General features: G+C 39.8%; 17 protein-coding genes. 3 read left to right on the top strand and 14 right to left on the bottom strand.

Annotated elements, in window-relative coordinates:
• Positions 1-268 precede the first annotated feature (268 nt).
• The 12 genes from RSJ42_RS07070 to RSJ42_RS07125 form a co-directional block, all read right to left on the bottom strand.
• Positions 269-1,108 carry a YihY/virulence factor BrkB family protein gene (locus tag RSJ42_RS07070; RefSeq protein WP_410509879.1) on the bottom strand — a complete coding sequence of 280 codons (840 nt, stop codon included), beginning with the start codon at positions 1,106-1,108 and terminating at the stop codon, positions 269-271.
• A gap of 353 nt (positions 1,109-1,461) precedes the next feature.
• On the bottom strand, positions 1,462-1,752 hold the full coding sequence (locus tag RSJ42_RS07075; RefSeq protein ID WP_410509880.1) for a hypothetical protein: 291 nt from the start codon (positions 1,750-1,752) through the stop codon (positions 1,462-1,464).
• Between the two features lie 295 nt (positions 1,753-2,047).
• Complete coding sequence (locus RSJ42_RS07080; RefSeq protein ID WP_410509881.1) at positions 2,048-3,679, bottom strand: sodium:solute symporter family protein; 1,632 nt, start codon at positions 3,677-3,679, stop codon at positions 2,048-2,050.
• A 4-nt stretch (positions 3,680-3,683) separates the two neighbouring features.
• Positions 3,684-3,779: a symporter small accessory protein gene (locus RSJ42_RS07085; protein WP_410510333.1), complete on the bottom strand. Its 96-nt coding sequence runs from the start codon at positions 3,777-3,779 to the stop codon at positions 3,684-3,686.
• 268 nt (positions 3,780-4,047) lie between these two features.
• Entirely contained in the window at positions 4,048-5,586 is a 1,539-nt protein-coding gene (locus RSJ42_RS07090) for a flippase (protein WP_410509882.1), read from the bottom strand.
• 13 nt (positions 5,587-5,599) lie between these two features.
• A complete protein-coding gene (locus tag RSJ42_RS07095; protein WP_410509883.1) occupies positions 5,600-5,980 on the bottom strand; it encodes a hypothetical protein in 381 nt (126 codons plus the stop codon).
• A gap of 1,304 nt (positions 5,981-7,284) precedes the next feature.
• A complete protein-coding gene (locus RSJ42_RS07100; protein WP_048037686.1) occupies positions 7,285-7,440 on the bottom strand; it encodes a DUF1328 domain-containing protein in 156 nt (51 codons plus the stop codon).
• A gap of 564 nt (positions 7,441-8,004) precedes the next feature.
• Positions 8,005-8,685 (bottom strand): zinc ribbon domain-containing protein, encoded by a 681-nt coding sequence (locus tag RSJ42_RS07105; protein WP_410509884.1) that lies wholly within the window; start codon positions 8,683-8,685, stop codon positions 8,005-8,007.
• Positions 8,686-8,690: 5 nt separating this feature from the next.
• Positions 8,691-9,020, bottom strand: a complete 330-nt coding sequence (locus tag RSJ42_RS07110; protein ID WP_410509885.1) for a double zinc ribbon domain-containing protein — start codon at positions 9,018-9,020, stop codon at positions 8,691-8,693.
• Positions 9,021-10,050: 1,030 nt separating this feature from the next.
• Positions 10,051-11,241, bottom strand: a complete 1,191-nt coding sequence (locus tag RSJ42_RS07115; protein ID WP_410509886.1) for a DUF1015 domain-containing protein — start codon at positions 11,239-11,241, stop codon at positions 10,051-10,053.
• Positions 11,242-11,354: 113 nt separating this feature from the next.
• Positions 11,355-12,524, bottom strand: coding sequence for a glycosyltransferase family 4 protein (locus RSJ42_RS07120; protein ID WP_410509887.1), 1,170 nt, complete (start codon positions 12,522-12,524; stop codon positions 11,355-11,357).
• Between the two features lie 629 nt (positions 12,525-13,153).
• Positions 13,154-14,524 carry an MBL fold metallo-hydrolase gene (locus RSJ42_RS07125; protein ID WP_410509888.1) on the bottom strand — a complete coding sequence of 457 codons (1,371 nt, stop codon included), beginning with the start codon at positions 14,522-14,524 and terminating at the stop codon, positions 13,154-13,156.
• 1,005 nt (positions 14,525-15,529) lie between these two features.
• Between RSJ42_RS07125 and RSJ42_RS07130 the strand changes: the two genes are divergently transcribed.
• On the top strand, positions 15,530-16,159 hold the full coding sequence (locus tag RSJ42_RS07130; protein ID WP_410509889.1) for a hypothetical protein: 630 nt from the start codon (positions 15,530-15,532) through the stop codon (positions 16,157-16,159).
• A 173-nt stretch (positions 16,160-16,332) separates the two neighbouring features.
• On the opposite strand, the gene RSJ42_RS07135 is transcribed toward RSJ42_RS07130, so the two are convergent.
• Entirely contained in the window at positions 16,333-17,538 is a 1,206-nt protein-coding gene (locus RSJ42_RS07135) for a hypothetical protein (protein ID WP_410509890.1), read from the bottom strand.
• 434 nt (positions 17,539-17,972) lie between these two features.
• A complete protein-coding gene (locus RSJ42_RS07140) occupies positions 17,973-18,392 on the bottom strand; it encodes a transposase (protein ID WP_410509891.1) in 420 nt (139 codons plus the stop codon).
• Between the two features lie 2,235 nt (positions 18,393-20,627).
• Here RSJ42_RS07140 and RSJ42_RS07145 point away from each other — a divergent pair.
• On the top strand, positions 20,628-21,413 hold the full coding sequence (locus RSJ42_RS07145) for a helix-turn-helix transcriptional regulator (protein ID WP_410509892.1): 786 nt from the start codon (positions 20,628-20,630) through the stop codon (positions 21,411-21,413).
• Between the two features lie 82 nt (positions 21,414-21,495).
• Positions 21,496-24,111, top strand: a complete 2,616-nt coding sequence (locus RSJ42_RS07150) for a histidine kinase dimerization/phosphoacceptor domain -containing protein (protein WP_410509893.1) — start codon at positions 21,496-21,498, stop codon at positions 24,109-24,111.
• Positions 24,112-24,113 lie beyond the last annotated feature (2 nt).

Here is a 24,113-nt window from a genome sequence, read left to right on the forward strand (position 1 = left end):
TACCATAAAGGCCAGGTACTGATCTTTGGCTTGTGATTGTGGAAAAATATGTGAAGATGAGAGATAAAGCAGAGGGCAGGATCGGAGAATACAGTAAATATGACAGTAAATATGACAGTAAATATGACAGTAAATATAACAGTAAATAAGACAGTAAATTCAGCTTCAAGATTCTTTTATTCGGGAATTCTCTTTTTTGAAATGCCCCTATTCCTGAAAAAATCCTGATCTCTCTGGAAATCGAACACTGACTAAAAAAATAGTTTCTTCAAACTGCTCGCGATTCGGAATAGACTTTTGTAAACTCAGCACCAATTGTAATCATAATTGAGGAATAATAAATCAGGAGAAATAACCCTATAGTCGACCCGATTGCTCCGTAGACACTTACAGGGTCGCTGTAACGGAAATAGATGCCCATTGCATACTTCCCTATCGTTATGAGAATCACAGTTACCAGTGATCCTGCAAAGACAGGCTTCATATCAAGTTTTGTATCGGGCAGTACTCTGTAAACGAGCATAAAAAACAATATAAGGATCAGGAAGCTGGCTATTGAACCCGTATACTGGGCTATAGAGGGTGAAAAGGGAAAAAATCCCTGGAACAGCCTTGAAGCTGCGTAAAGGATTCCTTCAATGATTATGCTGAGCATAAGAAGCCCTCCAAAGCCTACAACAATGAAAAAAGATACTATCGCATCCTTGATGAAGTCTTTAATGGTATTTGACTCTTCAGGTTCGATATCCCATGCTTTTTCAAGGAAATTCTTCAATTGCCTGAAAACATTGCTCGCAGTCCAGAGCAGGAGCAAAAAACCGATTAATGCTCCCAGTGAGAGGAAATTAACCTCTGGAGTATTCTCAAATAGCGCACTAATCATATCAATTATGCTCTGATCAACCGAACCCTGCATATAGTCAATTATATTTTCCTGAAGCTGGCTTGATTTTAAAAAAATGCTCCCTATGGATACCGTAAATAACAGAAGGGCAGGAAGGCTTAATACGAAATAAAATGCCAGCGCAGCGCTATAAGTCATTGCATCGTCTTCCATCCATTCTTTTACCGTTCCGATAATTAGATTTCCTGTATGTCCCAACTTCATATTCTCCCCTATTCATATTATAATCTCTTTTATTAAATCTCTCTTCAAGACTGTCCGGCGGACCTGTTCTAAAAAAGTGAAATAAAGGAGAAGCAAAAGTTAAAAAAGGATTTCCTGTACCGAACATTAGGGGTGAAGCTCAGTATGGTGTGCCATACTCTACAGGAGAATCCGGTTATAAGGGTTTAAGTCGGTTGTTATCTGCCAGTATCCAGATGCCATTTAATGGGAGAAGATAGTTAAATTTTTTAAACTTAAAGAAAGACAAAATTATAAAAAGCGATAATGAACGAATCAATGAAGGGCTAATTCTCCCTGTTTATCATGAATATCATTTTAAGATGCTTAGTCAATCAGTATGTAACTTCAATAGTATTTCCTTCCCTATCAGTAGCTCTTATTCTTACCTGAGTGGGTAAAGAATATACCGAAGTTTTAGGTCTCACATTCTCAGAATTTTCTTTTTTATGCGTTTTTGTTTCAGGAGCCTTATTTTCGGTAATTTTCGGCTCTATTCCTTTTAAAATCGGTTTGTTCTGCATCAGTTTTGAAAAAGAGAATATTTTTGACACAGAAATCAACTCTATACAGGTCGCTAGTTTACTGTTCTTATTTAGGGGTCCAGGGAACTTATCTTTCTTCATTCCCTACTCTTTTCTACTTTTTTGCTTTTATACTTAACGATTGTATAAAATATTTGGTAGTGATCTATGCTTTTTAAATCAGTATCCGGTTAACATATTTAATGCATCTGTCTACAAAAAAACATTTGAACTTATTTTAATTCATGCTTTTGTTTTAAATACGTGCCCCTGTTTCTATTATTTAACTTTTGATTAGATTTAAGAGCCAGGTAATGGGCGACTCAATATAATGCGGGCTCATGGGCTGAATATCCTGATGTTTCAGCCCATGAAATAAGTACTCTAATCCTCTGTTTTAGCTCAAACCAGCACCTTCATCAATTTTCTTGCCGTGTATGACCTTCCCTTCATAACAGATTTGTAAATGTTCTTTTGACGGAGGGTTGGTTGCAAGGCTTACAATAACAGCTGCAAGCATCGCCAGTGGGGTTGCAATAAGTATAGGGTCAATAACGGTCCATGTCCCTATCAGGAGGGTAGCTTTTCCGAAAACAGCCTGACTGATACCAAGCGGAACAGCTTCTTTTGCATGTACGAAAATAAGCCAGAAAAGGCTGCTAAATGTCCCGACAATAAGGCTTGCAATTGCCCCTTCTTTTGTCATGCGCTTCCAGAAAAGGGCGCCAGCATACATCGGAAGGAAAGCTGCTGCACAGAGCCCGAAGAAAATTGCTGTGGCACTTGCAATAATGCTTACCGGAAGTATATATGCAAGGATCACACTTGCAAGGATTGTAACTGCAATTCCCAGTTTTGTTATGGAGACGGTTTTGCCTGATTTCCCTTTCATAAGGTATTCGCGGTAAAAATCATGTCCTATAGCAGTGCCCATTGTGTGGAACTGCGAGCTCAATGTGGACATTGCAGCAGCAAGCAGAGTAAGCATAAAAAGGACCACAAAGAAGTCAGGCATGGAGCTGTTGATGTATTGAGGAATTATGAGGTCGGTATTTCCCTTTGCGATTGCAATTGAGATCAGGTTCTGGGTCTTATAGAAATAGGCATTTGAAAGCGCACCTACGGTAAATGCGACCCCAGTCATCATTAAAATAAAAGGTCCGCCCACAAGGACTGCCCTGTTAAGGGCCTGGTCATTCTTAACCGTCATGAACCTGACTGCAAGCTGAGGCTGGGCAAGAACCCCTATTCCGACTCCCAGGATAAGGGTCGAAACAAGGTTCCACCATAGGGTTGAGCCGAATGCAGGCATTGCAGTCCAGCCCATATGCCCTTGCTGTACAAGGGTTTCCGGAACAAGCGGAGCCATATCAGTGAGCATTCTGTGAGCTTCCGTGATGCCGCCCAGTTTTAGGTAAGTTATGCTAATTAAAACCGCCATACCTACAAACATCAGTGTTCCCTGAAGTGCGTCGGTATACATGACTGCGATTAAGCCGCCTGTTATTACATAAGCTGCAATTATGACTGCGAAGATCAAGACCGCTACATCATAATTAATTCCAAGTGTGGTTTCAAGGAACCTCGCCGCTCCAATGAGTACTATCCCGGAATAAAGAGGCATGAATATGCCCAGCAGAATCCCTGAAAAGCCCTGGATAAACCTTGATTCAAAGCGTCTCCCCATCAGTTCCGGAAAAGTCACAGCCCTGAGGTTCAAACCTATACGTCTGGTCTTTGATCCAAATACGACGAAGGCTATAAAAATCCCTACAAACACATTCATAAAGGTAAGCCATAAAAGTCCCATTCCAAGGACTCCGGCTGCACCGCCGAACCCGACTATTGCCGAGGTGCTTATGAAAGTTGCCCCGTATGACAGGGCAAGCACGTATGAATGAATCTTCCTTCCTGCAATCATGTAGTCATCTATATCTTTCGTTTTTTTGTATCCAGCCCAGCCCAGGTAAAATATTACCAGCAGATAGACCAGGACTGCCACTCCAAGGATAGGAGTACTTACGACCATTATCTCACGACCTCCTCTTCAGCACGGCATTCCATTTCAAGATGCCATACGCAATACATCCAGAAGCACTGACAAAGCAAAGGATGTATGCAATCCAGATCTGGGATCATTTATTCCTAACATTTTTTATCTCCAGCAAATCAAGGATTAATTAGTAATCCGTGATATTATGTAGTATGTTAACATATGGCACAAATTAACCTATCGGGAGAAAGAAAATGATAAAGAAAGAATAAAAGAACGGCTGAGATCTTTTGAAATTTTGGCTCAGCCCTGATATATAAAATTTAAAATTTAAAAATCAAATGAAAAATAGAATTCGGTGCCTCTCAGAGAGAGGCATGTCGATTGTATTTAAATCCAGGCAATTATGATACAAGTGCCTTAACCGGCTGAGGGATATAGCCACTTATGTTTTGCCTGATTGTTTTCCTGATCTCGCCTATCATGCTTACTTCATCTTTGTCCAGTATTTTTGTGTAATGAACAACTGCAATGTAAGCGATAATGAAGACTGCGTATTCCCAGACTGCTCCGGAAAGTGGAATTACGTCCTTGGCAACAAGCATAGCCGCAGTCATGCCTGCACAAACCAGAGTCAACTTTCTGTACATTGAGGTGAACGGATGCATTTTCTGCTTCCTCCAGGCTCTCAAGGTCATCAGTACTTCTATAGATGCATAAGATACTGCAGTTCCTATACCTGCACCTATCATGCCATACTCCGGTATAAGCATGAAGTTTATAACGCAGTTAATTCCTGCACTTGCAACCGAACACTTCATAAGGAAGTCAGAGTCCCCGGATGCCAGTAAGGTGTGGTAGTTAAATCCGAAGTATGAGTTTGCAATGAATCCCATGGCAAGGATGCGCAGAGATGTAGCACCGCTTACATATTCGGCTCCGTAAAGTTTCGTAATAAGAAGCTCAGGATACACAAATATTAATGCAAAGATAGGGAATGTAAGCAGGAAGCACCACTTGGTCATTACGGCATATATCGAACCAACAGGCTGGGTTTTGTTCAGGCCCCAGAGCTTTGATGCTACGGGCACATAAACATATCCCATGGAAGCTACTACAAGGGACAGGAACCCTACAATAGGGTAAACTGCGTTGTAAATTCCTACAACTTCAGCAGGCTGGAAATAGCCGAGCATTATTGTGTCTATCCAGCTCATGAGGTTCAGCAGGGTAGCAGTTATCAGGAGCGGGAATGAATACCTTATCAGCTGTCTGGTTGGATCACTGAATTTGAGTTTAAGTTTCTTTTCCGGCTTAATTGGCGGCTTCTTTATGAAGTATACGGACATTATGCCGAAAGTGAAGACCATTGAAATCAGGTCCGCAAATACGACTCCTTTCAGGGAAGCGCCGAAGAATACAGCAGCTGATGCGAATCCTAGCAGGGATAAAGGCCTTATGATGTTATAGAAGTACATGTTAACATTCGTGCGGTCGAACCCTCTGTAGATCGCTACTGTTACGTTCAGGAGTATGGTAAATGGGACTGCGAAGATAAGAATTTTAACTACGGACAGGACGCTTGCCTGCGTTTCTCCTGCCAGCCTTTCGAACAGTGAAGGTGAGACCAGAATGGCAAGCAAACCTGCAATCAGGCCCATAAATATGGCTGATATTATCAGTTCGTGTACCTTCTGTTCCTCCTGCTTGCCCCTGAAGAATGCAATATACCTAGGCACTCCATCACTGAGCCCGAGAGTTGCAAATGCACCTGTAATTGATATTACCGTAAGTGCAAGGGAGTATGTGCCGAAATCAGCTGTCGAGAGGTGTGATGTCATTACTTTTTTAATAAGGATGTCAAGAAGCATCCCGAGGAAGGTTCCTGCAAGTATTATACCGGAACCGCCCACTATCCGGTTAACAGATTCGTTAACTGACATGAGATGCCCCTCCTCAGTTTTTGTTTTCCGGGGCTTCCTGGCAAGAAAGGAATTCCGATGCCCTGCCAGTTACGATTGAATAACTCTCGAATAGCCGGTTAAAGTTCAGGCAGGCTGTTTCTGCTGTCTGCAGGAAAGTTAAGCCTGATTCTTCAACTCTACATACATTACCAGTTAGGGTGCTGGTTTTTGATATAACTGAGTAAACACTGGATTGGATAGGGAAGTTCATTTCAGGGTTTCGGGTTTCAAAGTTTACTGTTTCAAATTCCTTAAAACAGCTGAGAATCTTAAGTGCGTCGTTGTGTCTTTCTTTTTGCTTGAATTCCTGTCCAGTTGCTCCAGGGAGAGCCAAGACAGGGTCTAACTGGGGTTTCTCGTTGACAATCGACATGGTTCGCTTACGACCTTTTGGGTTGGATTGAAGGTAGGTCTACGATTGTATGGGGCTGGAGTCCAGGTAAGGTATGAATGAATCCCGGGCTGGGTTTCCGCAGGATTCTGTTCCGGATGAGCATCTGAACACTCAATGGTGGGCGGACTTCATGGCAATACCCGAGAAAAGGGTGGCTATCTCGGGCAGGCCCCATGGGTTGGATCGCGGTAGGGTTCCGATTCGGGATAAATCGGGATTGAGCTCGAATCAAACCGGATTCGAAGCTGAATTCTGGCAGCACCCTGTCAGGTTTTCTGCAGAATCCTTAGCTGATTTCAGGGTGGGTTTTTTACCGGTAGCCTGGGTCAGCTCACCGGCATTTTAAAGGGCTGCTTATTTTTCATTCTCAATGGATTTCGGCAAACCCGTTTTTTGAAAGTTACTACCTTTATGCACAATGGCTGTTAGGGATTCAAGCCATTGCCTCGTGCACAGCCAGCCGTTTCAGGTGCCTGAAGCTGCTGTGAAAGGCAGCAGGATACGTTTTATAAGCTTGATATTGTTTTTCTTAAAACCGGAGAAATGCCAACTTATTAAATTATATTAAAAATTTCCCCAAATTTTATTAGGAGTACCTGCTCGACTAAATATTTAAACGTTTCGGAACGAGTCCTCAATTATCATTATCGGGTCAAACTGGTACCTGAGAGCAAAGTCATTTACAATGTCCTTCTCCAAAGGCCATGTTCAGGGTGGACTTTGAAGGATTAAGCTGGCATTCAGGGACGGATCTTAGGGTTATATCCGGGCTTTATTTCTGAAAACAAACCACAAAAATATGGTTCAGGATGCAGAATACCTGATTTGCCTTTTCAGGACATCTCTAAACTTATTCCTCATGTCCGAAATTCTTATTCCTGATATCTGAAATTTCGGGCTCAAGAGCCATGTTTTCCTTATCTCATAGTTGCAGGGCAGGATAAAACAAAGCATCTTTCCTGAACAGTAAATAAACTCGCTAAAATCACAAAAATATCATAATTTATCATTATGATTATTCTTCTGATCTTAAACGAAAATTTGACCGACAGTTCCCCCCTTCGCAGATTATTATAATAATATTCTAATATAAATACTTATTTGTTGAAAATCAGCAGCAATAAAAAGAGCCAGGCATCAGGGAATAAAAAGCTTGTTTTTAGATCGTACCAAAACATAAAATAAGCAACCTCAAAGTTTTTGTCTTCCATAAAAAAAAGCAAAGGCATAAAATTTGTTATGCCAATATCACCTTTATCATTACAACCAGAATAGGGATGCCGTCATAAAATTAACGAAATTATCGCAAGTATAACAAAGATTATAACAAGCCATTTTGCGATAGTCATAGAAAAACCAGCAATCCCTCGTGCACCCAAAATATACGCAATTAGTGCTAATATTAAAAATACCACTGCTAAACCGATTAGATCTGCCATATTTTCTCCCCCAACCTTCATTTAACTGATAAATTGATTATTAGGTTAAAGGTATTTATAATTTGACTGTCAAAGTAACTCTTTTTTACGGAACGGGACCTTTTCAATCTTGAATTCGGCAGATCGGCATTTTAATTCAGACACTTTTGTTATGTTAAATTCATAATGAAGTTATCTTTTCACATTTTTTATTACATTTTATTACAAAATTGAGCGTATTCTAATTTAGTCCTGTTCCTGATCAGTTCCGTTCCTTTATTCTCCCCTTCAAGGACAATAGAGGAATGAAAAAGTTTAAGAAAAAGTCTAAGAACGATCAAATAACGATTTAAGAGTGATCAAAGCAATAAGCTAAAAATGATTAAAGAAAGAAACTAAGAAAGGGCTAAGAAAACGTCTAGGAAAGATCTAAAAGATCCAAGAAAAGACTAAAAAAGTTTCACGATCCACAAAAGGAAAAGTTAGAAAAGATTTTACTTATTTAAGTTAGTGGATAAAGAATTATCATTTTGCACTTTAATTAAGAGAAGTCAAGCCTGTATGGAGCCTGACTCTTAATTTATTTTAATTCAGTTTTGTTCCGCATTCTCCGCAGAACCTGGTGCCAATAGATACTTTATTTCCGCAATTGGGACATTTTGTGAGGGAAAGGGACGTTCCGCAGTTGTTACAGTATTTTCCTTCTCCTGAGGGTTTACCGCATTCCGGACATAAGGTCTGCCTCCTCTCTATATCGCCTTTAAATACGCTTGCTTTCGTAGCTTTTTCCCTCATTTCATCTACCATGCGTTCTGCTCTTATTGCAGTGAGCTCGATATTTTCTCGTGGAGCACATTCCACGCATAGATTGTCCTGCTCGTTCCAGTCAGCCTCACAGACGTAATGTTTGCATCTCGGGCATCTCATGAAATGTTCTTTTGCCTCGTTCTGGGCTATTTCGAAGGCATCTTCCCACTCTTTACACCATTCAGGAGACATACCCTGCTTGCGATCATTGAGGATATCCACGCCTCTTTCGATCGCATTGCCAACGCGGTACTGGCCTACAAGGTCAGAGCCTGCAGAGAGCGCCCTTCCGACCATTCCAAAAAGGCCTGTCTTCCTGTACGTCCTGGATTCTATAAATCCTGTTTTGTAGCCATCCTGACAGATATCACAGTAAAAAGTAAACTGGAAACCTGATTCCGAACTGTTGTCTTCATAGTTCCTTGTAAAAGGCTGTAGTTGTGAGTTCCGGGATCCCATTTTAATCACCTTAACGGTTTACCGCATTTGATACACTTCTTGCTTGCAGGTGACTGCCTGGTCCTGCAGTCGGGATTCGGGCAGACGATAACCATTGGAGTACCGCAGTTACTGCACCTGTCTCCAAGAAACGTCTCTTTTCCGCAGCTTTCACATATGCTCCAGGGTGAAACACCGCAGTGCCCGCAGACTTTTGCGCCGTCTTCAAGAGGGTATCGGCATATCGGGCATCTCATGGGCCCAAGGGGGTTCTCCTGCGTACAGAACGGGCAGAAGTTGGAATCGCGGGCAATCAATTTCCCGCAATATTTACAGGGATGCTTATAACTTGCCATCTTTCTACACCCACTTTAACATTATATTTGCCTGGAAGATGCCCGGACAAATATACTATTAGTAATTATTGTATTCTAGTTTTTGAAATTTCCGGTAATGAACTGCAAAACCATAGATTTCAAAAAAATTATCACCTAATTTTCTTAAAAGCTGCATATTCAGGAAAAATCCATGCCTTAAAAGTGGCCTGAGTGAGAGCCGAATTCCAAAAAAGTATCCTTAAGAAATCCAATGTGCCAGAAAGGCTTTAATCTGCTTTCAGCAAGAAAAATATGTATTAATAGCTTTCATTAAAAAAATCATCTCGCAAGGAGCCTGTTATATCTTTTATATTTATTCTTCATGGATCTGGATATATTGACAAAAATAACTTAAGGTTAAAGTCCAAAATATTTTGTTAAAACTTCTATAAAATTTGATAGCCAGAAGAATTCGAACCAGATAAAAATCGATAACTAAACAAAATGCAATGACCGATAAAATTCGATAACAAAATAGAATTCGGTAACTAAATAGAATTCGGTAACTAAATAAAATTCGACAATCTGTAGAATTCAATAACCAGTAGAATTCGATAACCTTTGATAAATTATAATAAAAGAGGTGCAAGTCATTACTGAAATGTTTATATTTTAATTGAGTTTGAAGTCAGTTCACAGGATTAAGGAAATTACCTCCTGTACTGGAATGTTTCTTTAATACATTATATTTTCAGCTGTCTGCTGGTTTGCGTTTTCTCTTTTTTCTCTCTGGAAGGCTGACTCAGTCAGGCAAGGAGCAAGAAAAAGAGTTGAAAAATTCCTTCAGCGGTCCGGGAAAAAGTTTGATGCTCAGTACTGAACCATATAACAGATTTATACTAACAGATTTATACTAGCAGATTTATACTAGCAAATTTATATGAAAAATAGCCGGGATTACTCAATTAACAAAATTACTCAATTAACAAAATTACCCAATTAACAAAATTACTCAATTAACAATTGTCGATTAACAAAACTAGTCAATTAATAAAAATTACCGGAAGAATTATTGCGTAATTCTTCTGGCTTCAATATAATACCTTTTCTCGTTTTCCTTTCCAAGGGAAAAGGACTTTCTCGGGAGGATCCCTTTCTTTTTTATAAGAGCAAAAAACTCATTCCTTTTTAAGGACGGAAGGAAAAAACCAACGCTTTGAGGTTCTCTTCCCAGTTTTTCAACGACTTCGGGATCGTGTTCGTATTCAACCATATAATCGTCAATGATTTCGTCAAGGGTTTCAACCTCAAGGTCATGCATGGGCTTTTCAAAAATAAGGGTACCACATTTTTCCTTTGTAACAAATTTGATTGAATGACCCTGCGAGTTATCTTCGTATCCAGCAGTTGAATTGCAGGAAGAAGACTCTAAAATCCTTGCATTAAATCTTTTGAGCACTTTTTCAGGATCTATTCCTCTCACAAGCCTGTGGATCGGCTCAAAGGTCAGCCCAGGGTCATGGATGTTTACAAGCTCAACGAGTGCATATCTGGCCGGGTGGTTGTCAGGGACTGTACCTTTAATATTCTCCCAGAAGCTCTTTGCTGCAGCAAGGCTGTGGTTTCCGTCCCCTGCAAGGAGGGTTCCAAGGGATTCGATTTTGTCTGAAATTTCTTCAAGCATTTTTTCATCACTGATCTTAAAACCCTTAATATGCCCGCCGCCTTCCATCAGGTCAAAGTCGTATACCTTATTCCCTTCATAAGCCGGACCTGACGTATTCCTGGGTAGAACGGAAAAGTCAGGGTCGTCGTATAAAACAAGGACATGAGTAAGCTCTAGTTCCGCATTTTTTCTTATCGCAACTCTTGCAGGAAGCCTCTCTTTGATTGTTTTTTCAGTTGGCCGGATAAAGGACTCAGCTCCGTTATATTCGTACCCTTCCAGGTCTACTGCAACAACAAGGCCTGTCCTTTCTTTTCCTGAAAAATTACGCTTTACGAGAATAAAACAGGGGCCATGGTCAATAAGAATATCCCTGTAACTGCACATCGCTTTATGAATATTATCTACTTTTTTTTCATCCAGGGGGAGATATATTTCAGGATAAATAAGATTTAAAGTAGAAGGAGTATCTCCAACAAATTCTTCAACCCTTTTCCAGTAGTCTATGTCCTGAGTATGCTGGTCACAGGCAATTACTGCCCATTCTTTCCAGTTAGTCTCTGGAAGAAGAATGTTAGGAACGTGTAATATCATGGCTAATTAAAAAATAGAGAGTAGATATAAAGATTTCTAAACTCCAGGAGTTGCAAAGTTATACGTGGGTGGCAAAGTCATACGCGAGTAGGGGATTTCTTCCTCCTATAACTTTACATGACCTTTTTTTCAACTGATTTTTCATATATTTCAATGGTTCTTTCAGCTATCCTTGGCCAGCTGTACTTTCTGTTGAGAAGGTCGTATCCGTTTTCTCCTATTCTGCTGTGGCCAAGCCCTTCAAGGATATAATTGATGCCCCATGCAATAGAAGAAGGTTCTTTACGGACAATGATGCCTGTCCTGAAGTTCTCAATAAGAGTTACTGCAACGGTCGCAACTACGGGCTTTTTTGCGTCCCAGGCTTCAAGCACAACTATGCCGAATGGTTCGTTCCGGCTGGGCACACAGACAATGTCACAGGCATTGAACCAGTCAATTACAACATTATCCGTGGCATAGCCAAGGAAATTGCAGGAATCCTGGATTCCAAGTTCTTGAGCCTGGGATTCGCACCGGGCTCGCATTTCTCCTTCGCCAATAAATACAAACCCGGCATTTCTCTTTTTGAGGACTTTTGCCGCAGCCTCTACAAGAAGGTCTGGCCCTTTCTGATATACCATCCTTCCCGTAAAAAGTATAACAGGAAGGCAGGGATTGATCCCGTATTTCTGTTTCACATCTCCGGGATCAAGATCCCGTTTTATTTTTCCTATATTTATTCCGTTAGGAATCTCCCGGAGCTTATAATCAGGGATATTATAGATGTGCCGGACTTCATCCTTTAATCCTGTAGAGGTTACGATAACTTCAGAGGATTCGTATCCTCCAAGCCATTCTCTGTGTGATATTTCCCTGGCTTCCCACCAATCTCCGTGGCGGTTTCCGTTGCGGCCCCATTCCGTGCTATGGAAAGTAATCACAAAAGGGAGTCCAAACTGGGCTTTTATCCTGCAGAGGACATTTACAGGATGCCAGTCGTGCCCGTGAAGAATGTCAAACTCCCCTGCTTTTTCTTTAACATCCAGGAAGCGACAATACATGCTGTCGCACATCCTGTTCATCTGCTCCACTATTCCCCCGTTTTGATCGGAGGCAATTCTGTGATAGTGGACTCCATCAATGGTTTCATCACTGTTTTCAATGGCTCGAGTGAAAAGGTGAACCTCATGCCCCTCGAGAGCAAGAGCACTGGAGAGTTCAGATACATGGCATGCAACTCCTCCTACACGTATGGAGTACAGGCTTTCCCAGGAAAACATTGCTATTCGAAATTTTCTCATAAACTCACTTATTTCTTTCTGTAAATAGGTTAAGAGCAAAACACAGAGATACTGGACTTCCTGCCTGAGTAAATACCACTTCAAATTAATCGGATTCAATTTTTATTAAATGCTGAATCAGGCAATGTCATTGCTGATATCATTACTGAATCCAAAAAAGTACTGATTCAGATCACAACTGTCTGTTACATTCCTTGAATATCCCCTGATATATCCAAAATTTAAACAAACTATAAACAAACTATAAACAAACTATAAACAAAATATAAATTTAAAATCTAAATATAAATTTAAAATCTAAACAGTACCGGCTTTTATCTCATCTTCGCAAATGCACTGAAAAACGCTGCCTTTATCTTACAATGAGCAGCAAGCTATGGAATATTCCGGATCTATGAATATTTCGTAAGTTAACGCAGGCAAATAGCCAAATAAATTTTATAGCTGCTATATCTGCATAATGCATACTCTATAATATATTCGATATTTCATATTTATGGTAGATAAATATATCTACAGGTTATGAAGCTTTGCTTTGTGAAACCTCAGGTAAATACCTGTACATTAATAAATCAGTTTCAATCGATCATGACAAATCGTAAAATAAAAGTCAGGTCAAATCGCCTGCCTTATTTTACAACTTCATATCCTGCGTTCTTCCATGCAGTCATGCTGCCCAGAACGTTATACACTTCATCATATCCATTTTTCTTCAGAATAGAAGCAGCTACATTTGAGCGCCGGGATGAATCACAGTAAACAACTACAGGAGAGCCTCTGGGGATTTTATCCAGATTCTTTTCCAGATGCCCGACGTAAATATGTTTTGCTCCTTCAATATGTCCTTCGTCCCATTCTTCTTCCCCTCTGACGTCCAGAAGGAACATTTTTTCTTTTCTTTCGATTTTATCTTTCAGGGTCTGGACTGAAATGAGATTCAAACTGTCTACAGGTAAGGCTTTCATATACCAGGATGCAATTCCGCCTTTTAGAGAACCTGCTATATTATCGTACCCGATTCTTATAAGATACCTGACAGCAGTTTCCATCTGCTCATTTTCTTCGAGTACTAAAAGTATGGGCTTATCGTAAGGAAGTACCCAGCCTCCAAAGAATGGCAGGCCTTTGAGCCAGATACCGTACGAGCCTTTTATATGAGCTCCTCCGAAGGAATGGGACATGCGGGTATCCACAACAAGGGCTCCTTTTTCCATTTCCTTCCTGAACTCTTTCGGAGGAAGCGGTTCAGGCGCTGGGAGTCCTTTTAATAAACGAGGACCCTGCAGGTTACACTGTTCCATTTTCTTAAAGTAAGGAGGGAACTCGAGATTCTCTTCAAGCTTGAACTTTACAAACTCATCTTTGTCAGTCCTCTGCAGAGCAGGATTCTGAACACGTTCTATCCCCAGGGTACTGTATTCCCTTTTTGAAATAGCCCCTCCGCAAAGCGAACCCGCACCATGGGCAGGGCAGAGTATTACTCCATCTCCCAGCGGGAGGATTTTATTAAAAATGCTGTCGTGCAGGTTTGCTGCCATCCTTGTAGCCTGCTCAGGCCCATAAAGGTCTGTCCTTCCCACATCGCCCACGAAAAGGGCATCTCCTGTAAAAACCATAAAAGGCTCTTTGCCTGCATCCGGGTCTGAAAGCGTATATGACATACTTTCGTCCGTATGCCCTGGAGTATGTAGAGCAGCCAGTTTCATTGATCCGAATTTAAACTCCTGCCCATCGCGGACGAAGTTACCATACTTAAAGTCTATTCCTTTCCCGTGAAAAATCTCTGCACCTGTAAGCTCCCTCAGTTCCGGAGAGCCAATTATATAGTCTTCATTTCTGTGCGTTTCGAAAATGTATTTAATTTTCATACCTTCCTTTCTGGCAAGGTCGAAATAAATCTGGCAGTCCCTTCGAGGATCTATAACAATGGCTTCATCTCCTGAACCGATGAAATAAGAAAGATGAGCCAGCCCTTCAGACTTAACGCGCTCAAATAACATATTAAACCCCTCAACATTTTCTGTATTTATGCAATAAATTAATGAATAAATCTATAACTTACACAGGGATAGAGTTATACCCTTTATAAAATCATATATACCCTTTACAAATCATATATGCCCTTTATAAAATCATATACCCTTTATAGAATTATATCGCTTACCTGTTAAGATTTCTGAAATCGGTTTTTAATTTTCCCTTTATCCAGATATAAAGCTGCATTCTCATATCTTTTTTGAAACATTTTAACAGGTAGCATTTGAACTCAAATTTTTTCATCTATGCTGCAAACACATATTTCTGCCTGGGAACTTTTCTCTTCCGGGTGCCTGCATTAACTTATCCATTTTTCAGGCACAAGTGCAACGTTTTTTCACGTAATTAAATAAAATTTTGCTGGATTCAAAATATTTTGTGTGAAAATATAATTCGCGCGCGGATAATTTTTGATATAATTAATTTAAAATAATTAAGGGTCAATTCTATATTTGCAACAGGGAGTGAACAGAGAGAACGAGTGAATAAAGGTATGAATAATAAATGAATAAATAAAAGAATTGCCCGAAAGCCACTGTTCCTGTTCCAATAAATGCGCTTGGGGGAGCGTATCTCTGGGACAGCTGTATCGGGGGCTACAGCTGGAACATAGTGCTTTCGGGCTTTTTCTTACTCCATTTTGTTTATTACTCCGATTTTGCTATCCTTCTCCTCTCCTTTTTTATTTAATTTCCTGGTTCCTTTTTCTTTCTTTTTTCTTTGTTTCTTTCCTTTTCTTTGTCTCTTTCCTTTTCAGTACCTTGCTTTTTGTCTACCTTTTTGCATTTATCCTTACGAGCCTGACCACTTCCATCCTCTCATTCAATTGACTGTCCATTTGCCCTGTTTTGCTGAATATTATTTACAGGAATAAGACGAAAGATAAGATCAAAGAAGTCTTAACACCGAACCCAGGGAAATTTGAAGAACTAAAACATGGTTATGAGTAATAGAACAGGTGGGTTTATTTGAAAGGTACAATAACTCGGGATGAACAGGAAAGAGAGTATTTTCATAAAAGTATGCAGATAAGTCTGTTGTTTCTCACTGTCCGGACAGGCAGAATAATAGCAAAAATCTTTGATATCTGTAATTTTCCTGAGTTTATGGACCTCCTGTGGCAGATTGTGAAACCCGGTACTCGAAGGCTTACCGTGATAGAAGAGCAGGAAGCTAGAAAGGTGTTTGGGGACAGCATCAATTATGGACGGGTTCGTATCGATGAAAGATCATTGATTGCATGGCTGACAGCAAAGAGGCATAAGTGCTCAGGTATGGGTATTACCTCTTTTCGTACAATTAATTTTAATAAGAAGATTAAGACTGCCCCCGGAAATGCACATATGAAATGGCTTATTCATGAATTAGCCCACATATCCCAGATGGAACATGCTGGCTCAAGGTATATGATAGAAGCGTCTTATGCGCGGGCAACAGAAGGATACGAATACACTCTTGGTTCAAAACAGCATTTCCGTGATTATAACCGTGAACAACAGGCTTCAATTGCTGCAGACTATTATTTTTCACTGGCTTCAGGACGCTCAACGGCAGCTTTTGATCCGTATATTGCAGAATTGCTAGCTGGAGAATTATAATACAGCCGGGATTTAAATAAAAAGAAAAAATAAGAAAATTGAAAACTGGATAGCGGGATTCTTGAAGAACATTCTTAAGTCCCGCCGAATTTAAGAACTTTTTCCTTGATATCGAATAACATTTTTATATTATTTTTATATGACTTTTATATGACTTTTATATTAGTTTTATATTATTTTTTATCCGAATCTCCGATACTTATTGAATATTCAAAAGACTGCACATTCTTCGGAAGAATTTCAAGGCTCCAATCTCCAATTTGTCCGGGTACCGTGTATGTTTCAGTATAATAACTGCCATAGTTCTCATAAATTAAGCCGTCTTCATTTGACCATGTCGGGAAATAATTCCATCCAATGCCTATATTGCCTGTTTGAGTTGTCTTTATAAGATTCATTTTAACAGGGCTGGAATTGTATTTCAGGCTCAGTTCAAAAGATGGGGCTTCATTCTGTGGAGGAATACGCAGCCACGACCCCGAGCTATATGTATAAGCCGAAACTTCAATTGTTATAGGCTCTTTAGTACTTGTACTGAAGGTTTTCACATAAGAAACCGAGGGGTCCTGCAGAACCGTTAATTGCAAATCCAGTTGTGGCTCGTACCAGTAATCATCCCCTTCAACATTCATGCCAATATACCCATTATAAGTTCCCGTTGCATCTTCTGGAACAGGAACCCTGATGACCATATCAGCAACCTCGCCCGGTTCTAATGTGGATGGCGCAGTTATTTCTATATCGGCATCATCGAGACCAAAATCACCAAATGAATAATCATAGCTGGTTATTTTCGGATCAATTGTTATGGTTTTGGATGCCACATTTTTCATCTTTACAGTGTATGTGTATTCCTGTCCTGCTGCAACGTAATCAGAGATGTAAGTTGTCTGGAGCTCAAGCTTTTGCTCAACTGGAACCATTATTGAGAGATACATTTTATTGATGAGCTGAGAATAGATGTCTATATCATCCGTAAAAGTTATATAGACTGCATTTTCGCCACCACTGGCATCTTCAGGAATACTGACTTTAACGTCAAACTCCTGTATTTCACCCGAATCCACCGTTACTTTTGCAGGGGATATGGTTATCCAGCTTTCGTCAAAATCGGAACTGCCAGATACAGGTACAATTCTTGGTTCTATTTCAAGAGCTTTATCATCGTTATTTGTGAACATTATAGAGAAGCTGCTGCTCTCTCCCTGTCCCAGATACAGGTAGTTTTCGCTTGGGTATATTTCGTGTCTAATGCTCTCATTAAAAGCAACGTTATTTTTTTCACTATATTCTTGAGCAAACGCAAATGGTACCGATGCAAGGCAAAGTAATATCCCTATAGATAGAGACATTGCCTTCATGAATGCACTTTTACTCATGTTTCCAACTCCTTTATTATTTCTGACTCTTTATTCAGGTATTACATCCAGAGCATTCTTGGTTGATCCGTTTTGTAAACTTTAATGGCTGAATTCCAGATCCGGATATTATTTCTGTCAGGGACCCGGATAGCTATGTGACTTAAGCACTCAGCCTCCCGAACATCTTCACTGCCAGATTACAGAAAGAAACACGGTTAACTCGAAATCAGTAATGTAAAGTAGTTTACTTTGCGTACAGTGACTCCCCATAACCGATTATCAGACACCTGCCAGTTCTGCAGAGTGCAGAAGTTCCATAAAGAATAGATGTCCCGCTATAAAAGACTTATCACTGTGATAAAAACTTGCATTTGAATTTCAAAAAATATAAAGAAAAGTATTACGGAATTCAGGAATTTAAGGTTACATAACGCTGTTAATGCTTTTCTATATTAAGCAGACTTCCGGGAGGAATTTCTTTTCTTTTCCAGTTGTGCCCACAGTTTCTCGCATTCTTCAGCCGTCAACCCAATCTGGTTGATGAGATATTCTTCTGTTTTTTCATTTTTTACCGTGTCTTTTAACAGGTTGCTTATTGTATCCCTGTGGTGTCCTGTTATTCGTTCAATGCTTCTTATCCCATTTTTTTCTATAAAAAGTCGGTATATCAATTTTATTTCATCTTTGGATAAATGTTTTCGATAAACAGCCGTGCCTATAGTGTCCATGAAAAATTTTTCGCAGTGCTTGCAGTAATACCTTTGATGCCCTGTCCTGTATTTTCCACGTTTTATTATAGACTTTCCTTCAGCCTTATGGTAATATGCACATTTAGGGTTTGGGCACACGACGTCATCTGTTTTTCTGATCATAAATTTCCTCCCTGGGTTCCGGTTCTCCAACTGGTTTATTCGGCTTGAATTTTGATTAAATGAACTTCGTTTAAATGTCCTGGATTGATGGTTGCACTTAAACCTGGTTTCAAATATACGACTGTGGGCTTCCTTTCAGCCACGCATTATTAATTATCTGTATCTGGATTGACATCTTTGTATGGTTTTGTACGATTCGCAACTGGAATAATTTAATTATTAAGTTATGGTTTTATTGATATATTTATTTTACTAATCATAGCGTCTACCAGAAATAAATTTTTGCAAATTTACCGAACAAACATTCAGTAAAAAAGTAAATATGACAAAAAAATATTTGTACTGATCCGAAAAATATCGAAAAATATTAATTATCCCGAAATCCCAGAGCAAAGCTGCCTCACTTTCTTCAGGGAGAATACTGCTTTTCACAGACGACTAATTTTTCAAGACGACTAATTATCGAAATAAAAGATTTTCAGTTTCAAAAGAAATGCCGGATTCGTTTAAAAAAGTAGTTTTTCAGGATTTAAAAATTCGTCAGAAATGAGCCAAAGAGCTTATTTCGGTATTTAAGCCGAGACTGGCATGTGAGAAAAGGAAAATACAGACCGCCTCTAATCGGGCCCCGATTCGCTTCCGAACCGGTTGCCTCGATTATTTCGGCTATGACCGGCCAAAGTTTGCCATTTCTCAGACTGCCATTAGGATAATGTTTTTCATAATCCTGCCTGAGACCTTTAGCCCTGTCAGACCAGCAGTTTATAGATTTGTTGCCTTTTCCCACTATAGATATTCTGGAGGAATAAAATGGCTTTTTCTTTTTAACCGAATTTCTTCTTAACTCATTTTCTGACGAATTTCCTCGATGAATCCCAAACCCAAATTTTATCGTGATTTTTTAATTGGCGCCCAAACCTGCGTGTTCGCTAACTTTTCATCAGGTGTTTAACGAATTCACAGGTTTATGTGCTGTTTATTTTCCTTAAGTACCCAAACTCATATCCAGCGTATGCAAGGTTTATTTGAGACTCTTTTAACGCGCTATAACTTTATGCGCCTTATTTTTTTGAAGTTTTAGACTTATATGCCAGAATAATATTTTTCCTTTCTTTTTAGCCTCAAATCCAGCCAGGCTGAACCTCTTTACCTGACATCTCTCTTTTATATATCTGATAATATATAGCCCAACCTGTTAAGATTCTTCGACTTGCTATGGATGGGGAAAAGGGCTCAAGATATTTCCTTTTTTATGAGTTTTTTTAAAGGCTTTAAAATATTCTCAGGTTTTAAATTTCCAGTATAGATTTAAAAGAAGTTATAAATCAAAAAAAGAAGATATAAATCCAAAAATAGTCAGAAATTCATAAGCAGCAAACTGTAGTCTGATACTTGAATAAATCCCTGATACGGAAACTGATTCCTGAAAAAGCCAGAGGACCTTAAAGAAGAAAATCCGGAGAAAAAGCCAGAGAACCTTAAAAAAGAAAATCCGGAAAAAGAATCCTGAAAAAAAGTATCTTTTCGGGAGCCCTGAGGAGTATAGCATTCCCACCTGCTATTCCCCTCGGATATCCCATAATGCAATTGCAGGGTAGGAGCAAGATACGAAAGCTGATTGCCATTAAGTATTCAGCTATCATTTACTCCTTTTCAAAACCTTTTAGATTCCGGACAGAATTTTCAATCTCGCCCGAGGAGGTTTTTATTTATTATTATCGAGGATGCGACAGCGTTTCACTTCTTGCCATTTTCACAGGCTTATCTTTCAGGCCAATTTTTAGATTGTACAAATTTTTGCCATCTGGAGATATGCCTTTTTTAAATTGCTTTGCTGTGTTTTAAAATATTTAGCCACGTATATCCGACTTAATTCCCTCCCGAATATATCAGTCTATATCCTGAGAATAATCAGTCTACATCCTGAGAATAATCAGTCTATATCCTGAGAATTTTATTATGCCGGATAACTTATTTCCGTGTCCGGTTACTTATATTGTTTCAATAATATTTAGCCCAACCCATGATGTTTCTTCAAAACTCTCAGGCAAAAGAAAGAATGAAAGGATATTCTTCTGGTACAGGATTTTTCAATGCTATTAAATTTTTTGAGCGGCTTAAAACCACTGAGTATAAAACATTCAATAATCCTGGGTTTTGATTCAACAACCCTCAATTTTTAAAAATTGGAAAACATAACATATTAATAAAAGTTTATTTATATAAGGAATAGCAATGAGCACCTCTTTATGCGATACTATCTGGCTTTCTGAAAAAAGAAAAAACCTTCTCCTTTTGCTTATGGAAGGGCCCAGGGACATAGAGCAAATAAAGACTTCTCTGAATGTTAATTCCAAGGCAATGATGCCCCAGATAAAAATTCTGAATAAACAGGGATTAATCATTCAGGAAGGAGACACCTATAAGCTATCCGATATAGGAGAACTGGTTGTGGGAAATATGCTTCCTCTCCTGAATACCCTTGAGGTGATCGAGGAAAACAAAGAATACTGGGCAAGCAGGGATGTGAGTACCATACCCCATGACCTGTTCATGCGGCTGGGCGAGCTTGGGGAATGTATGGTAATCGAGCCCGACCTGAACCATCTTTTTGACCTCCCGAGAGAGTTTACGGAAAACCTTACAAAATCCGGGTGCATTCTGAGTTCTCTTTCATATTATCATCCTCTTTATCCTTCTCTTTATTCGAAGCTTGCTAAGAGTGAGGCTGAAGTTGAGCTCGTACTGACAGAATCGGTGTTTGAGAGACTTAAAAATGAATCTCCTGAAGAACTCAGGTCTCTTCTGGATTCCGAAAACACAACTGTGGTTGTCTGTCAGGAAAATTTCCATATTCCAACCATTGCTGTCACTGACCGTTTCATGTATCTCTGCCTTTTCGACAGGCAGGGAAAATATGACCACAGAAAGGTAATGAGTTTCGATGAAAGTGCCCTCTGCTGGGGCAGGGAGCTTTTTTCACACTATAAGAAATCAGCCCGAAAAGTTACAGAAATTTAATGCCCCCGGTTTTTAAAAACAGTAGTTGCCAGCACAAGCTGAATATTTCCCAAAAAACCTGATTTGCGGGAGTCCCAGTAATATGAGGTTTAAAAATGTCCCCCTGAAACCTAAACTGGTTATCTTCATTGTTGTAGGAGTTTTCCTTGTCCTTACCGTATCCACAGCGGTTATAATAGGGACTGTAACCTCTCAGGAAGAAAAGCTTGCTTATGAAAAATCCATTGAGATGGCAGCCAACTATGCAAATCAGTTTGATTCCCAGATGGAGGCAAATCAGGCAGTAGCGAGAACGCTTGCCTTTACCATGGCTGAATATGATTCCCGGGACAGAGAAGAGGCAATGAATATTATCGAAAGGATTCTTGAAGAGAACCCTCAATTAATCGGGGTTTACCTGGGTTATGAGCCGGATGCATTTGACGGCAGGGACGGTGATTACATCAATGCTTCCGGGCATGATGCAACAGGCAGGTTTGTCCCTTACTGCAACAAAATTAAAGGCTCTATGACTATCGAACCTCTTGTCCATTATGATTCTTCTGATTATTACCAGCTCCCAAAAGCAACAGGCAGAGATATCCTGACTGAGCCCTATTTTTATGAAGGAATATTCATGGTGAGCTATGATTCCCCTATTTTTAAAAACGGAGAATTTGCAGGAATAGCAGGTGTGGATGTTCCACTTGAGTATGTTGATGAGGTCGCAAGCAGTATCCGCACTTTTGATACAGGGTATGCCTTCATGGTAAGCAATACGGGTATTTTTCTTTCTCATCCTGCAAATAAAGACTGGATTGGAAAGAAAAGCCTCTCTGACTTTGAAGAAGAAGAAATAAAAAATGCTGCAGATGACATCCGGCAAGGAATAGAAGGGCATATTGAAGTTAAAGACCCTACAACAGGTAAAACCGTAATTATGTTTTACGAACCCGTTAAAACAGGGAATTTTGCTTTCGTTCTGGTCGTTCCCAAAGAAGAAATGCTTGCAGGAGTAACCGACCTGAGAGACCGACTTCTCATCATATCTTCAATCTCAATTATTTTTATGGCTGCTCTTGCTTATGTAATCGCCAGATCCATCACAAGACCTATTGATGATATTGTTGATGATTTCAAGAATATCGCACAGGAGGCGGTAAAAGGGAACCTGGACGCAAGGGCGAATACTGATGTGGAAATTGATTTTCAGGAGATTCCCAGAGGATTGAATGAAATTCTCAAAGCGGTTGTTATTCCTGTTAGGGAAACCATAAGGGTAACCAATGCCCTTGCAAAAGGGGAGTTAAAAGAGAGGGTCAAATTAGATGTGCAGGGAGAGTTCAGAGAGCTTGGGGATACACTTGACAAGTTTTCAGAGACCCTTAATATAATTATTGATGATTCTAACGCTGTTCTTACTGCTTTTCAGAACAATGATTTCAAGCGAGAGATTTCCGTGCATGGGCAGGGGGATTTCAGGCTCCTTACGGATGGGATAGAAAAGACTCGCAGAGCCCTTGACCTTGTCACTATGCAGCGCAGGGCAGCAGAAAAAGCCCTGCTGGATTATGCAATGGAACTGGAACACTCCAATAAGCTTAAAGAAGACATGGAGCGTGTCATAAATAACAGTCCGGTAATTGTATTTTTATGGAAATATGAACCTGGCTGGCCTGCAGAATTTGTCTCGGAAAATATTGTAAGGTTAGGTTACGAAGTTGAAGATTTTACCTCAAAAAGGATTCTCTACGAAGAGATCGTCCATAAGGAAGACCTTGGAGGTATGTACGAGGAGCTTGCAAGGAATGTAGAATCGGGTTGTGACTTTTATACTTCGGAGTACCGTATATTTACCAGATCAGGGGAGGTCCGATGGGTAGATGAAAGGACCTTTATCCAGAGAGATGAAAAAGGAGATATCCACCTGCAGGGAATTATCCTGGACATAACAGAGCATAAAAAAGCCGAAGAAGCCCTTTTGCAGATTGAAGAAATCCACAAAAAAGAGATCCACCACAGGATTAAAAATAACCTTCAGGTAATCTCAACCCTTCTCTATCTCGAATCCGGAAATTTTTCGGATAAAAAGGTAATTGAAGCCTTTAAGGAGAGCCAGCACAGGGTCAAATCTATGGCTCTTGTTCATGAAAAACTCTACCAGTCAGAAGATATGGTAAGTGTAGACTTTGCAGACTATATCAAGGATCTTTCCGATTATCTTTTCCATTCTTATTCCGTAGGAAGCGGAAAAATCAATCTGAAGCTGGATATTGAAAACGTATTTCTCGGCATGGACACTGCAGTTCCTCTGGGTATTATAATCAACGAACTGGTATCAAATGCCCTTAAACACGCTTTTTCCAAAGGAGAGGACGGAGAAATCAATATCCAGCTGTATAGAAACGGAAGAGATTCTCTCTATATAGAAAATTATAAAAATACCGAAGCTCAAGTGGCTATGAGCGAGGAAACAAACTGTGCCGAAATTAAAAAAGCACAGGAGTTTACAAAAGTAGAGGATAGGCTAACTCTTATTGTCCGGGATAATGGGAAAGGCTTCCCAGAAGGTCTTAATTTCAGAGATACGGATTCTCTTGGGCTCCAGCTTGTAACTGCACTTGTCGACCAGATTAACGGGAGCATAGAACTGGATTCAGGCAGGGGAACCGCTTTTAAAATTGTTTTTCAGGAGCTGAAGTATAAATCAAGGGTGTAAGG

This window comes from Methanosarcina hadiensis (assembly GCF_046529725.1).
In the GTDB taxonomy this organism is placed as follows: domain Archaea; phylum Halobacteriota; class Methanosarcinia; order Methanosarcinales; family Methanosarcinaceae; genus Methanosarcina; species Methanosarcina hadiensis.